General features: G+C 45.8%; 12 protein-coding genes. 8 read left to right on the top strand and 4 right to left on the bottom strand.

Going from position 1 to position 13,025, the window contains the following annotated elements:
- Positions 1–15: 15 nt before the first annotated feature.
- Both MHN00_RS02870 and MHN00_RS02865 read right to left on the bottom strand, forming a co-directional pair.
- On the bottom strand, positions 16–624 hold the full coding sequence (locus MHN00_RS02870; RefSeq protein WP_014975652.1) for a peptidylprolyl isomerase: 609 nt from the start codon (positions 622–624) through the stop codon (positions 16–18).
- 49 nt (positions 625–673) lie between these two features.
- The gene (locus MHN00_RS02865; RefSeq protein ID WP_014948223.1) at positions 674–1,906 is read right to left on the bottom strand and encodes a methyltransferase; all 1,233 of its coding nucleotides are present in this window, start codon (positions 1,904–1,906) and stop codon (positions 674–676) included.
- 347 nt (positions 1,907–2,253) lie between these two features.
- Between MHN00_RS02865 and MHN00_RS02860 the strand changes: the two genes are divergently transcribed.
- The 5 genes from MHN00_RS02860 to MHN00_RS02840 all read left to right on the top strand — a co-directional run bounded on the left by MHN00_RS02860 (position 2,254) and on the right by MHN00_RS02840 (position 5,702).
- Positions 2,254–3,225 carry a hypothetical protein gene (locus MHN00_RS02860; protein WP_239300197.1) on the top strand — a complete coding sequence of 324 codons (972 nt, stop codon included), beginning with the start codon at positions 2,254–2,256 and terminating at the stop codon, positions 3,223–3,225.
- Between the two features lie 138 nt (positions 3,226–3,363).
- Positions 3,364–4,005, top strand: a complete 642-nt coding sequence (locus tag MHN00_RS02855; protein WP_075175956.1) for an alpha-ketoglutarate-dependent dioxygenase AlkB — start codon at positions 3,364–3,366, stop codon at positions 4,003–4,005.
- Between the two features lie 5 nt (positions 4,006–4,010).
- Positions 4,011–4,331 carry a BolA/IbaG family iron-sulfur metabolism protein gene (locus MHN00_RS02850; RefSeq protein ID WP_014948226.1) on the top strand — a complete coding sequence of 107 codons (321 nt, stop codon included), beginning with the start codon at positions 4,011–4,013 and terminating at the stop codon, positions 4,329–4,331.
- Between the two features lie 31 nt (positions 4,332–4,362).
- On the top strand, positions 4,363–5,055 hold the full coding sequence (locus MHN00_RS02845; protein WP_239300195.1) for a phosphatase PAP2 family protein: 693 nt from the start codon (positions 4,363–4,365) through the stop codon (positions 5,053–5,055).
- Positions 5,056–5,057: 2 nt separating this feature from the next.
- The gene (locus tag MHN00_RS02840) at positions 5,058–5,702 is read left to right on the top strand and encodes a nucleotidyltransferase family protein (RefSeq protein WP_239300193.1); all 645 of its coding nucleotides are present in this window, start codon (positions 5,058–5,060) and stop codon (positions 5,700–5,702) included.
- A gap of 48 nt (positions 5,703–5,750) precedes the next feature.
- Here the strand turns inward: MHN00_RS02840 and MHN00_RS02835 are convergent, their stop codons facing one another.
- Both MHN00_RS02835 and MHN00_RS02830 read right to left on the bottom strand, forming a co-directional pair.
- On the bottom strand, positions 5,751–7,091 hold the full coding sequence (locus MHN00_RS02835) for a nitrate regulatory protein (RefSeq protein WP_014975658.1): 1,341 nt from the start codon (positions 7,089–7,091) through the stop codon (positions 5,751–5,753).
- A 349-nt stretch (positions 7,092–7,440) separates the two neighbouring features.
- Positions 7,441–7,728: a hypothetical protein gene (locus tag MHN00_RS02830; RefSeq protein ID WP_014948232.1), complete on the bottom strand. Its 288-nt coding sequence runs from the start codon at positions 7,726–7,728 to the stop codon at positions 7,441–7,443.
- Between the two features lie 434 nt (positions 7,729–8,162).
- On the opposite strand from MHN00_RS02830, the gene MHN00_RS02825 reads away from it, so the two are divergent.
- The 3 genes from MHN00_RS02825 (at position 8,163) to nirD (ending at position 12,997) form a co-directional block, all read left to right on the top strand.
- A complete protein-coding gene (locus tag MHN00_RS02825; RefSeq protein ID WP_014978293.1) occupies positions 8,163–9,728 on the top strand; it encodes a SulP family inorganic anion transporter in 1,566 nt (521 codons plus the stop codon).
- Positions 9,729–10,039: 311 nt separating this feature from the next.
- A complete protein-coding gene (gene nirB / locus MHN00_RS02820) occupies positions 10,040–12,589 on the top strand; it encodes a nitrite reductase large subunit NirB (RefSeq protein ID WP_239300191.1) in 2,550 nt (849 codons plus the stop codon).
- Between the two features lie 36 nt (positions 12,590–12,625).
- The gene (gene nirD / locus MHN00_RS02815; protein ID WP_014975661.1) at positions 12,626–12,997 is read left to right on the top strand and encodes a nitrite reductase small subunit NirD; all 372 of its coding nucleotides are present in this window, start codon (positions 12,626–12,628) and stop codon (positions 12,995–12,997) included.
- Positions 12,998–13,025: the final 28 nt, after the last annotated feature.

Raw genomic sequence — 13,025 nt, 5'->3', positions numbered from 1 at the left:
TGTATCTGTTAATCGCTATAAGGGCGGTAACACGGTCATCTTTTTAATAATGATCGGCTCAATGGGTACGTTATTCGCGTTAAGGCGAATCGAATATTCAGTTTCTACTTCCGACATGGCATCAACAATATCTTCGCCTTCAACAATTACGCCAAAAACCGCGTAGCCCCAGTCTCTTCCGGGGTTTAAGCTGCTGTTGTCATTCACGTTGAAGAAAAATTGTCGGTTTGCGGTATGCGGGTCACCTTGTCTTGCCATTGCAATAGTGTGCAGATCGTTAGTCAAACCGTTACCAGACTCATTGAAGATATCTGGAAAGTTCGACTTGCCGTTGAAGTCAGCCGTATAACCACCACCTTGCACAACAAAACCAGGCACGATGCGGTGAAAAATGGTGTCTTCGTAGGCGCGCTTATCAACATAACGAAGAAAGTTATTTACGGTAATTGGCGCACGTCTTCTGTCCAGTTCAACCACAATATCGCCCATGGTGGTTTCTATTTTCACCCGAGGGTAATAGTTATCTGGCTGAACCTGAGACCCATCGTCTTTCTTGGCCATAACGGGTGAACTGCTGCCTATTAGCATGATGGCGGTCAGCAGTGATAAAAGTATTTTCTTCATAAAAATGCCTTTAAATGTTTTCCTTAATTCGCGCATGTTTTTTGATCGCTTATCGTTTTGCAGTGCCTAAGATAACGAACTTTTTGTCACTCGCAAGTACCTTAGCGCCACCAAACAACTTTTTAAGTTTAATGTGATAGTCGAGGTGTCGGTTACCAACTACCACTAAGTGACCGCTTTTAATAAGTACGTCCCGGGAATCAGTGAACATTTGCCATGCAATATGGTCAGTGATTGCGTTTTGTTGATGAAACGGTGGGTTACACAGAATTTTGGTAACAGCAGGTTTATTCTCTCTATTGATTAATGTTTCAAGGCAATTACTTGCAACAAACTCACATTGATCAATTTTATCCGGGAAGTTGTTGAGCACATTGAGTCTGGCACTTTCTAATGCCATATAGGACTCATCCACAAATATTACTTTGGCATCAGGGGCAAGAGAGAGGGCATTAACCCCCAGTACTCCGTTGCCGCAGCCTAAATCTACCACCACATCATTAGCGCTCACCGTCATATGTTCAAGCATAATGCGAGCGCCTATATCTAATGACTGTCGGGAAAACGTATTCGCCAGATTGTCTATAGTTAACGCCGTTCCCATCGTACTTTTACACTGCCAACGCGTCGGATAGGGCGAGTCAGATAGTTTTATTGACTCACGAGGCGAAGCGAACACAAGCCGCGATTTCTTCTTGGCAAGGGACGTGGTGGTGGGGCCAATATATCGTTCAAATAGGTTGAGTACGGATTTTGTGATGGTCTTCACTTTACCGGTTGCGATAACACGCGTGTCAGGTGTTATATATTTTTGTAAATCAATAAGCTGCTGTTCAAGAAGTGCAAGGGCGCGGGGGACCTTCAGCACAACAAGACTCGGCGCCTTTTCTGGCTTAAACGTTAAGCTTTGCACGCTAGTCAAGGTTTTCAGCGGCGCGGTTAGCAGGCCGTTTTTATTGCTCGTTTCTGCATTACCCAGTAAATGATTGGCTTTTAAATTCTCAGAGAGTGATCGCAAAGATATGTAGGAGTCAGATACCCAGTAAGGTGCTAAGTGCGAAAACCAACAACCTAACGCGCCGAAATCGTCGTTAAAAATCATCATTGAGCCATCATTGTCACCACTGCCAATTGAAAGCGACGCTTCACTTAATAAGCTCTCAATGTGCTCAATAACGAGTTCATCAGCGCTATCCCATGCTTGAAGGCTTATGTGCTGGTGCTTTTCAGGGTAGCGAATAAGCGAGAATTGTCGGTCGGCAAAAATAAATTCTGTATTCATTGGAGTCTGTTTTCAGAGAAGGCTCAAAGCACTCACATACTTTTGGGAATGCCTATTTGGTTTATGTACGCGCTGCCTATCTTATCATATCAGCCACGCGGCTCTAACAGCCAAGAAGACTCAAAACGCGAATGTTTCGATGAAAATAAAAGGTAAAACGTTTACTTTGTTTTATTTGTGTGAAAATATTGTTAATTAAATCTCGTCTGACCACTTGATAATTAACTGAGAAAACTATGAAAAAACGACTGATAATTCTACTGTCCATTGCCTTTTAAACGCTCTCTCTAAATGTTAAAGCTGAAGTAACTTTCCCTGATGCCGCCTTTAGTAATTTAGATTACGGTTTGTATTGGTTTGACTACAACGACGCGAAAAAAGCGAATGTTAATGAGCCTAATCCATACTACAACGCCAATAATAAAACGGTCATCTACATTCACGGATGGCAAAACGGCTCGGTAACGGAGCGTCGTCGCGAGACGTTGAATCGTTCAAACTCGGGAGGACCTAACGAAGACCTCGCATGGTATTGGTTAGATAGAGGGTATAATGTAGGGATTTTGTATTGGAACCAGTTTGCAGATGAGTCTGAAGTTAAAGATGCAGAAGCCAAGATTCATTCGGCTTCTGGTCCTCGAAATATGCGCTGGAAGTCGTCAAATGGCAGCTACAGCTCGGGACCAAGCTCTTCGGTAACACAGTTACTTTACAACTCACTCACGAATGGAATGCCTAACTTTAATGGTAGCGAGCTCCGCATAGCGGGTCACTCTTTGGGGAATCAACTAGCGCTTACTATTTCAGAGAAATTAGACGATGCGGTAAATAGAGGTGTTCTGACATCATCATATCGGCCAAATCGTATCGCATTGCTCGACCCTTTCTATTCCATAGGCGAAAAATCTTATCTGAATAACGATTGGACTGGTGAGAGAAGTAAAAGCATTGTTGATGCACTAAAAGCTAAGGGAATTGCCATTGAAGCGTATCGTAGCTCGCCGGTTACCAGCACATTCCTTGCTGGTGACAATAACGCTAGCCTAATGAATAGCATTGCACTTTCAGAGCTAAAACCATGGAATTTTGCTTGGTGGCAAGTGGCTGAGAAGCATGGTGCTGCAGTGACTCACTATTTTTGGTCACGAGCTTTCAGCCCGTTGACACTTGACGGAAGCAATACCCAAGTACCGAGCGCATCGGCGAGCAGTACCGTAATCAAAACGTGGATGAACAAGAATAAAGGCGTTATTCAAGACAGCGGTGCATACAGTGCCACACCTGCAGATGACGACTTCAAAGAAAAATCACGCTTATAGAAGTTAACATCAATCTACATTAGCAATGCATGCGTAATTAAGGTGCAATTGGGGGAGCTTCAAAGGTGTGTTTAAGCACTTTTGAGATCAAGTGCCCATAGCCAAAATTAAAAATCACCGGAAATATCATAGTTACGCATGCAGTTTTCTCTTTTCGAGACCCCAGAAAACAATAGCTCATCTCATAAGCTCCCGCTGTCAGAGGGCGATGTCACTTATTTTCCTCAGGCGCTATCAAAAAATGATGCAGATACTTTTTTTGAGTTACTGAAGGCCGAGTTACCCTGGCGTCAGGACTCGATCAGATTGTTTGGCAAGCCGGTAAAAATTCCCCGCCTTCAGAGCTGGCACGGCGATGACGATTGCACCTATACCTATTCGAATTTAACCATGTCGCCAAATCCGTGGACGAACAGCCTTTTAAGTATTAAAGATTGTTGTGAAGCGCTATGTGCTCCAACCCAAAACACAAAGTTCAACAGTGTGTTAGCGAATTGGTATCGTGACGGACAAGATAGCATGAGCTTTCATTCAGATGATGAGCCTGAGTTGGGTATAAACCCGGTTATTGCATCCGTCACCTTAGGTGAAGCAAGGCCCTTTGTTTTTAAGCACAAAGAAACAAAGGAAAAGTATACGCAGGTGCTTGAGCACGGCAGTGTATTAATTATGGCAGGAACAACACAAAGTCATTATGTGCACGGTATTGCGAAGACGGCTAAGCCTATCGGTGGTAGAATTAATCTTACATTCCGACATCTTATTCACAGAACAAGGTAAGCCAAATGCAAGTAAAAGCGTTTCTGGAAACTACGATTGAAGCTGCACTTAATCCGAGTTTTCTCGAGGTTGTAGATGAGAGTTTTATGCACAATGTTCCAGAAGGGGCTCAAAGTCATTTCAAAGTAACGGTAGTGAGTGATGCCTTTGAGGGTAAGCGCTTAATAGCGAGACACAGAGAAATTAACGGTCTTGCGGCTGAAGCGCTGCAGGGGCCTGTTCATGCGTTGGCACTTCACACGTATACGCCTACAGAGTGGGAAGCTCGAGGTGGGCAATCTATGGTATCGCCAAACTGCCTAGGTGGTAGCAAGCACGACCAATAACGCTCTTTTTGTACTAAATGGAAGTAGATTTATGACAAGCAGTGAAACAAAAAACAGCGGCGCGCTAGCCTCTTACTTAGACATCATTAAAACACCCTCTATTCAGGTGTTACTACTTGGCACCGGTTTTTTGCTTATGATGTTGTTTGTCTACATGGGCGTGCTGACTACGTTTGACAATGCGTTATTCAATGTAATTAGCGAAGCAGGCAATGTATCGGGTTGGAAAGAAGACGCGCTTCGCGATATCACCGCGTTAGGCAGTAATACGGCACTTATCTTTGTCACGATTTCAGTTGCCGGAGCCTTGGCGATGGCCGGTGAAAAGAAAAAGGCACTGACTTTTTTGATTGCTGTTGCCGTGGGGATCGCAACGACTTTCTTACTCAAAGCTGGCATCGACAGGCCTCGTCCTCCGCTGCCCATGCAGGATGTAAGTGTGTATACACAAAGCTTCCCCTCTGCACATGCTACCTTATCTACGCTTGTTTATTTCTATATCGCCTATTTGTTAACGTACTTCACGCAAAACGCTTCAGTAAAAGTGTGGATCTACATGGCAGCCACCTTTCTTGTATTTTGTATTGGCTTAAGCCGCATTTTATTGGGCGTGCATTGGCCTAGCGACATTATTGCAGGGTGGTTTGCTGGTGGCAGTATGGCTGCCTTTTGCTTTTATATCATCAAGTGGAAACGCAAACTGCGTATAAAAAGCGAAGGTTAAACGTGCAAGATCTCAAACGGCTAGGCGACATTATTAAGCGGGATCCTTTTCGCATGCGTTGCCTGCGCGCTTTGAGAGCGCTCGATTTACCGCAAGGGTACATTGGTGCTGGATTTGTTCGAAATGCCATTTGGGATGAGTTACACGCAAGAGCGACACCAACTCCGCTTAACGATATTGATGTGATTTACTTTAGTGGTGAAATTAATCCGCCGCAAAGTGTTGCGAGTGCCGATAATACACTGGAATCAGTACCTCAACCGCAAGCTTACTCACCAAATTCTGTCGCCGTCAAACCAGGGCTGAAAGCACAAGAACAAGCCATAGAACGCGAGCTAGCGCGTATGGTTCCTCAAGCTAATTGGCAAGTTAAAAACCAAGCGCGTATGCACGTAGCTCACGAGCACGCTCCCTATCAAAATTGCCACGACGCTATTTCTTATTGGATAGAACGAGAAACCTGTGTTGCGGTTCGTCTTTTAGCCAATGATGATTTAGACATACTCGCGCCATTTGGTTTGGAAGCAAACTTCGCCGGCACCATAAGTATTAACCCAAAATATCCAAGACCCGAAGTTTTTAAACAGCGACTTGCTTCTAAGAATTGGCTTACTGTTTGGCCTTTGTTGACTTTAGTTTCTCCTTAAGAGCTAGAACGCGCTTAATTAAACTAGAAGTGACTCAATTGAGAGTAGCTACCTTTGAGCAGTAGTCTTTGTTGTAATATTTACTATCTTAGCGGCAATAGCCGCTATGGTCGTATTTTCGCTCATAGCTTGTTTTTGCAGTCGACGATACGCGTTATTTTCGCTTAATCCGAATTGCTCCATTACTACCAGTTTTGCTCGCCCAATCAGTTTTTGTTCCTGTATTGCACGCTTGGCCTCTTCGAGCTCCCGACCCATATCTTCTATGTGTTGGGCCTGTGAACGCAGTAAATCATAAAAAGAGCGGTGAGCAGATAAAGTCTTCGTTTGCTCGTTAAGTGATAGCGTTTTGATTTCGTCTTCTTTGGTGTCTTCCGCGAGTCCAGGCATACTTGGATCGAACAATAAGGTGAGCGGTGAGCCATCAGTAGCGTGTTCATCATTGAAGCGCGTAAGCAACTGCTGATGATTGGCCATCTCATTTTTTGCATCGGCGACTTTACTGTTAGCTTGCTGAGTAAGGGCCTCAGTGAGCGCCACTTCGATAGTCTGCATTGCATCCATTCGACGCGTTGCTACATCAAACCAAACTTCCGATATTTCTCCGGCAATCGGACTGCCGTCACCAAGCTGTGCAATCATATTTCTAAGCTGTGTAATATCGATTGCAGCAGGGCTTTTGTTCAACGCGTCTAATGCATCTTTATGCGGCTTACAGCTAAACTCACAGAATATACTGAAGTGATGTTCTTGGGCATGCTGAAGCGCGGCCAGCTTTTCACAAAGGCGAACATCGAAATGAGTTTCTGCGAAACCAATAGCGCCCCACGCCCGCTCCTGCCCAGCGTATTCTTTTGCCTGCATAAAATTGAACAGTGCAACCAATAAGCGAGTGATTGTTGGGTCGCTTGCAATATCTGCCGCTTCAAAAATAACCGTAAGTAAACTGGCAACTAGACGACTATATGCTCGTGTGGATTCCAGTGGTGTCAGCAGCTGCTTGCTTACCTGTTCTCTCAGTCTGGGCAGGTAGTCTGTCGCCTGCATAGCAAGTGTAATGCTGCTCAACAACCGCGGGTTACCCGTGGTGATCTCATCTGTCAGGTAGAGCGATTTCAAGTGGCTTTTCAACATTGACTCCGCTTGCTCGCTAGCACTGACGTACTGCATTCGCTCAGCGGCATAACGCTCGCCTTTTGAAGCAAGAAAGATATTGCTGGCCCCACGCTCTTTTTGCAGTTCATGAATAAGTTCTCGAACGGCAATTACAATTCGACAATTACTAGATAGTTGCTCAAGCACGGTTATTTCGGCGTGCTTGGCCGCTAGCAAAAAGCGCTTAGTGGCGTCGCTACAAAGCGCAATGGTCTGTTCTGGTTCATGAAGCATGTTAAGGCCTGCTAATCTTCGGTACACACGTTTCGAATTTTTTCTTGATGAGTGCATCTATTGGCGAAACGTTTTTTGAAACTCATTGCTCTTAGCACTGAGCAGAGCAATACGTGTACCAAGCAACACTTATGCCCTGTTTATTAGAATTAATGAAGATAAGCGTTAGAGTGAACAAAAACGCCCGGAGTGCTGACATTTCGCGGCATGTGGTTCGGCTGGAACTTTTATTTAAGGTGACTTTATAAGGGGGGACGGAAAGGTTAGCGGCGTCAAGAGGGAAGTTGATAGGGAAGAAGCTGCGCCAAAATGGTGCAGCCTCGCAAAATCTGTGGTTTTGCTTTCCAGATTAGTTTCTGACTACGCGGAGAAACCAACCTACGAACAGTGAAATTAAGAAACCAAAGAAGGCAATCATTGTGGTGATGGTTAGCATTTGTCCAGAAAAATCAGCATTCTCGCCAGTGTGCTCGCTAACCAGCATTCCTGATGCTTTAAAGATAAACAATGCTGCTACAGAAAATAGTAAAATAACGGCGGTCGACATGATAGTGGCTTTCCAATAAGCCTTTGGCGACATCCAATGAATAGCGCCTGCCACTAGCACGCACAAAATTGTAAGAATATAAGGTACCACTTTAACTCCTCGTTGAATAAGACTTGTGCCTTATTGCGACGTCTTATCGTAGCCCCGTATTAGAAATCGAAGCGCATTGAACGACGCGGTTAATAAAAACCATTATACGATGCCATGTACGATGCAATTTGTCAGCATTCGCTATTAAATTAAGCCCTGAGACCGTACATGAAAAATTGACAAGCTCACAGCATTAGGAAAGGGGCAAAGAGCCCTGCGCTTATCACGTAAGCGCCAAGTAGTTCGGACTGGGGTCTGTTGATCTTTGCTGTACATCAACGTTCAACAGGCCCTAGTAACAATCTATTAAAAGATTTTGCGCTACAATGGTGATAGAATCGCCGAAAAAATCTCCTACCTGCTTGGTGTTCTGCTTTAACGCGGTGTACGCCATGGTGGGTTGTTGTGTTTAACATCTTAGCTTCTGAGAGAACATGTTCGATTTAATTACCAGTAAAGACAGCAACGTTAAAAACGACGTGCTATCAGGTATTACCGTGGCGCTTGCCTTGGTCCCTGAAGCCGTTGCATTCGCATTTGTGGCCGGCGTAGAACCAATGATTGGTCTTTATGCGGCTTTCATGATGGGCTTAATCACTTCCGCTATTGGTGGCCGACCAGGAATGATTTCTGGTGCTACCGGCGCCATGGCCGTTGTAATGGTGGCACTGGTTGCCCAACACGGCGTGCAGTATTTATTTGCCGCGGTTATTTTGGCTGGTTTACTGCAAATAATGTGCGGTATTTTCAAGCTCGGAAAGTTTATACGACTGGTCCCATATCCGGTAATGCTAGGTTTCGTAAATGGTTTGGCAATTGTTATTTTCTTGGCGCAATTAGGCCAGTTCAAAGTGACCAACGCAGCCGGTGAATTACAGTGGATGGAAGGTACGCTGTTATATTGGATGCTAGGGCTTGTGGCGCTAACCATGGCCATTATCTATTTACTACCAAAGCTAACCAAAGCTGTACCGGCGTCGCTTGTAGCGATTGTTACGGTGACCTTGTTAGTACATGGTCTTGACCTTGAAGCGCGTACTGTAATCGACTTTGTTCGTGACTTGCTACCAGCTGACCAGCGCGATACCGCAACGCTAGCGGGTGAACTTCCTAGCTTTGCTATTCCTATGGTGCCGTTCACCTGGGAAACCTTCATGATCATTCTGCCTACCTCAGTCATTCTTTGCTTGGTTGGTCTTATTGAATCGCTTCTTACCCTTTCATTAATTGATGAAATGACGGACACCCGCGGACGCGGCAACAAAGAGTGCGTTGGCCAAGGCGTTGCAAATACCGTAAACGGTTTCTTTGGCGGTATGGGCGGTTGCGCTATGATTGGCCAAAGTATGATTAATATTAACTCTGGTGGCCGTGGCCGCTTGTCTGGTATCACCGCGGCGGTTGTATTATTGGGCTTTATTCTATTTGCAGCTCCGCTAATTGAAATGATTCCTCTCGCTGCCCTTGTTGGCGTTATGTTCGTGGTGGTTATCGCTACATTTGAGTGGGCGTCATTCAGAATTATTCGCGGCGTAAACAAAGAAGATGCGTTCGTACTTTTCCTAGTAACAGGCGTTACCGTTATCGCTGACCTGGCTATTGCGGTTGTGGTGGGTGTTATCGTTTCAGCACTGGTGTTTGCATGGAAACACGCTCGTCATATTGAAGCGAGATCCCATATCGATAACGACGGTTGGAAAGTCTATGAGCTAGACGGCCCGCTGTTCTTTGGCTCGGTATCGCATTTCAAAGACCTGTTTGATATCGCCAACGACCCTAATGATGTAGTTATTGACTTTAAAGACTCTCGCATTTGGGATTCATCAGGTATCGATGCGCTAGATACCCTTGCTGACAAATACGAAGAGCAGGGTAAAAAGCTACACATTCGCCATATCAGTGATGAGTGTCGCTCACTGCTTCGCAAGGCCGATAAGTTTGTTGAAATTAATGTGGTTGAAGATCCTCGCTACCGCGTAGCGACGGATAAGCTGGCCTAAGTTATTTGAAAGCCTTAATGCACCAAGTAAACACAGTTTTGCGTTTGTTTGGTGCAGTTGTGAAGTCTGAATAATACTTATTTTGTAGTAAATCAAATAAAAACAATTGTTTACGGTTTTGGCACTGAACTTGGATAGCTATAAACGTAAAGTGTGTTTTGGTGATTTGTGTCAATCGCTGAAAATTGTGTGATTTATAACACTCCGTAAAATGTGTTAGCCGACCTAAACCGTTGGCAAAATAGGCAACGAAGCCCGCATCAACGAAAGTTGAAGCGGGCTTTTTTTTGTCCCGAAAAAAGGGGAATACCATGACTTCATTGGACTCAAAAACGCAAATTGTCGTCGTAGGCAACGGCATGGTGGGGCATCATTTTGTTGAGCAGCTTCACCAAAGCGATGCCAATGTAGAAATAACCGTTTTATGCGGCGAGTCACGCCTTGCGTACGACCGCGTTTATCTGTCGTCTTTTTTTAGCGGCGCGAGTGCTGATGACTTAGCGCTCACTACACCCGCTCAGTACGCCGAGTGGGGCGTAAACGTAGTTACCAATGCCTTGGTTACCGATATAGACCGTGACAATAATAAAGTGACGACTTCTGAAGGGCAGGTGTTTAGCTACGATAAGCTTGTGTTAGCTACGGGCTCATACCCATTTGTGCCACCCATCCCTGGCAACGATCAAGAGCATTGCTTGGTGTACCGTACTATAGACGATCTACTCGCTATTGAAGCTTCAGCAGCAGTGAGCAAAGTAGGGGTTGTTGTTGGTGGTGGGCTGTTGGGTTTAGAAGCCGCTAACGCATTAAAGCAAGCCGGTCTCGACACCCACGTGGTTGAGTTTGCCCCGCAGCTTATGGCGGTTCAGCTAGACCAAGCAGGTGGTAACGTTCTTAAGGACAAAATTGAAGCATTGGGCGTTACGGTTCACACCCAAAAGGCAACGCAAACTATTGAGGCCGGTGATACCTGCCGCTATAAAATGGTGTTTGCTGACGGCACTGCACTAGAAACTGACATGATTTTATTCTCTGCCGGTATTCGACCTTCCGACCAGCTCGGCAGAAAGTCAGCGCTAACACTGGGTGAGCGCGGCGGTATTGTCATTGATAACCACTGCGTGACGTCTGACCCAAACATTTACGCTGTGGGTGAATGTGCGCTGTGGGATAACAAAATCTTTGGCCTGGTAGCACCTGGCTATACCATGGCGCGCACGGCTGTAAGTCATATAACCGGCGGCGATGCCGAGTTCGCTGGCGCAGATATGAGTACCAAACTCAAGCTAATGGGTGTGGAAGTGGGCTCAATTGGCGATGCTCATGAACGCACAGCCGGTGCGCTTAGCTACACCTATTTAAATCAGCCCGAGGGCGTGTACAAAAAGCTGGTGGTAGATAGCGAGCAAAAGTACGTGCTTGGTGCTGTACTCGTTGGCGATACCAGCGACTACGACACGCTCTTACAGTATGCACTTAATAATATTGAATTACCTGAACACCCAGAAAGCCTAATTCTGCCCTCATCCGATGCGGCACCAGCACTAGGTGCCGATGCACTACCAGACACCGCGTCTATTTGTTCATGCCTAAATGTGACAAAGGGCGATATTGTTTCAGCCATTGAAGGCGGCTGTTGTAGCGTTGGCGATGTAAAAGGCGAAACCAAAGCCAGCACAGGGTGTGGAGGTTGTGCTGCCTTACTTAAAAATGTTGTGGATAGCGAACTTGAAAAGCGCGGTGTGGAAGTATCAAAAGCCATTTGTGAGCACTTCAACCATACCCGACAAGAGCTATTTCATATTGTTAAGGTAAACGGCATTCGCACCTTTGACGAGCTACTAGAACAGCATGGTGAAGGTCTAGGGTGTGAAATTTGTAAGCCCGCTGTCGGCTCAATTTTAGCCTCGGTGTATAACGACTACATTCTTAAGGCTTCACATCTTCCTCTGCAAGACACCAACGATATCTACCTTGGCAACATGCAAAAAGATGGCACGTATTCCGTTGTACCGCGTGTACCTGGTGGTGAAATAACGCCTGAGAAGTTGATTCTGCTAGGTGAAGTGGCAAAAGAGTACAACTTGTACACCAAGATCACAGGTGGTCAGCGCATTGATTTATTTGGAGCGCGCGTAGAGCACTTACCTGATATCTGGGAAAAACTGGTCGCTGGCGGTTTTGAAACCGGCCACGCTTACGCGAAGGCACTGCGTACTGTGAAATCGTGTGTGGGCAGCACATGGTGCCGCTACGGTGTACAGGATTCTGTTGGCACTGCCATTGACTTAGAGAATCGTTATAAAGGCTTACGTGCGCCGCACAAAATTAAATTTGCCGTCTCGGGGTGTACCCGTGAGTGCGCAGAAGCCCAAAGCAAAGACATTGGCGTTATTGCTACCGAGCAAGGCTGGAACCTGTATGTTTGCGGGAATGGCGGCATGAAGCCTCGACATGCAGACCTGTTTGCCACCGACCTAGATACCGAAACCCTTATTAAGTACATCGACCGCGTGCTGATGTTTTACGTGAAAACGGCTGATCGCCTACAGCGCACATCGGTGTGGATGGACAACTTAGAAGGTGGGTTAGCTTACTTGCAAGACGTTGTGATAAACGATGCTCTTGGCATTAATAGTGAGCTTGAAGCACAGATGGATGCTGTGGTTGATGCTTATCAGTGCGAATGGAAAACCACCATTGAAAACCCTGAGTCGCGCAAGCGTTTCCGTCAATTCGTAAACAGCAATGCTAGCGACACCAATATTCAGTTTGTTTCAGAGCGAGGCCAGGTTCGCCCAGCTACTGAAGCTGAAAAAGTAGCAGGTAAAGATCAGTTCATTCCTGTCTCTATGGTATAGCCACTGGCTTATCAACCCTGTTAGGAGAATCAAATTATGTCAGCAGCGCAAAATGTAATGGCGTCAGAACCACAGCAAGTGCAATGGCACTATGTTTGTGAGACGAACGACTTAGTGACAAACAGTGGGGTTTGCGCCCTTGTCGACTCACAGCAAGTGGCAATTTTCAGTTTGAAGATAAACGGCGAAACCCAGGTTTTCGCCATTAGTAACTACGACCCTATTGGTAAAGCAAACGTACTCTATCGCGGGCTTCTAGGGTCGATAGGCGGTGCGCCTGTTGTTGCTTCGCCTCTATACAAAGAGCATTACTTTTTAGAAACCGGGCTGTGTAAAGAACACGACGATGTTTCCGTCACAGCTTACGCTGTGAAGGTAGAGGGCGAAAAGGTTTTTGTCGGCGTTTAAGCAAACTGCCTTTATTTGAACGCCCACA

Source organism: Alteromonas sp. Cnat2-8 (assembly GCF_022348355.1).
Classification (GTDB): Bacteria; Pseudomonadota; Gammaproteobacteria; order Enterobacterales; family Alteromonadaceae; genus Alteromonas; species Alteromonas macleodii.
The sequence above is the reverse complement of the archived record's forward strand: the minus strand, read 5'-3'. Positions and strand labels throughout refer to the sequence as shown.

What these genes read in the sequence shown, in the direction of transcription:
- MHN00_RS02870 (WP_014975652.1), bottom strand. Translation starts at nt 624, where the DNA reads ATGAAGAAAATACTTTTATCACTGCTGACCGCCATCATGCTAATAGGC.
- MHN00_RS02865 (WP_014948223.1), bottom strand. Translation starts at nt 1,906, where the DNA reads ATGAATACAGAATTTATTTTTGCCGACCGACAATTCTCGCTTATTCGC.
- MHN00_RS02855 (WP_075175956.1), top strand. Translation starts at nt 3,364, where the DNA reads ATGCAGTTTTCTCTTTTCGAGACCCCAGAAAACAATAGCTCATCTCAT.
- MHN00_RS02850 (WP_014948226.1), top strand. Translation starts at nt 4,011, where the DNA reads ATGCAAGTAAAAGCGTTTCTGGAAACTACGATTGAAGCTGCACTTAAT.
- MHN00_RS02845 (WP_239300195.1), top strand. Translation starts at nt 4,363, where the DNA reads ATGACAAGCAGTGAAACAAAAAACAGCGGCGCGCTAGCCTCTTACTTA.
- MHN00_RS02835 (WP_014975658.1), bottom strand. Translation starts at nt 7,091, where the DNA reads ATGCTTCATGAACCAGAACAGACCATTGCGCTTTGTAGCGACGCCACT.
- MHN00_RS02825 (WP_014978293.1), top strand. Translation starts at nt 8,163, where the DNA reads ATGTTCGATTTAATTACCAGTAAAGACAGCAACGTTAAAAACGACGTG.
- nirB (WP_239300191.1), top strand. Translation starts at nt 10,040, where the DNA reads ATGACTTCATTGGACTCAAAAACGCAAATTGTCGTCGTAGGCAACGGC.
- nirD (WP_014975661.1), top strand. Translation starts at nt 12,626, where the DNA reads ATGTCAGCAGCGCAAAATGTAATGGCGTCAGAACCACAGCAAGTGCAA.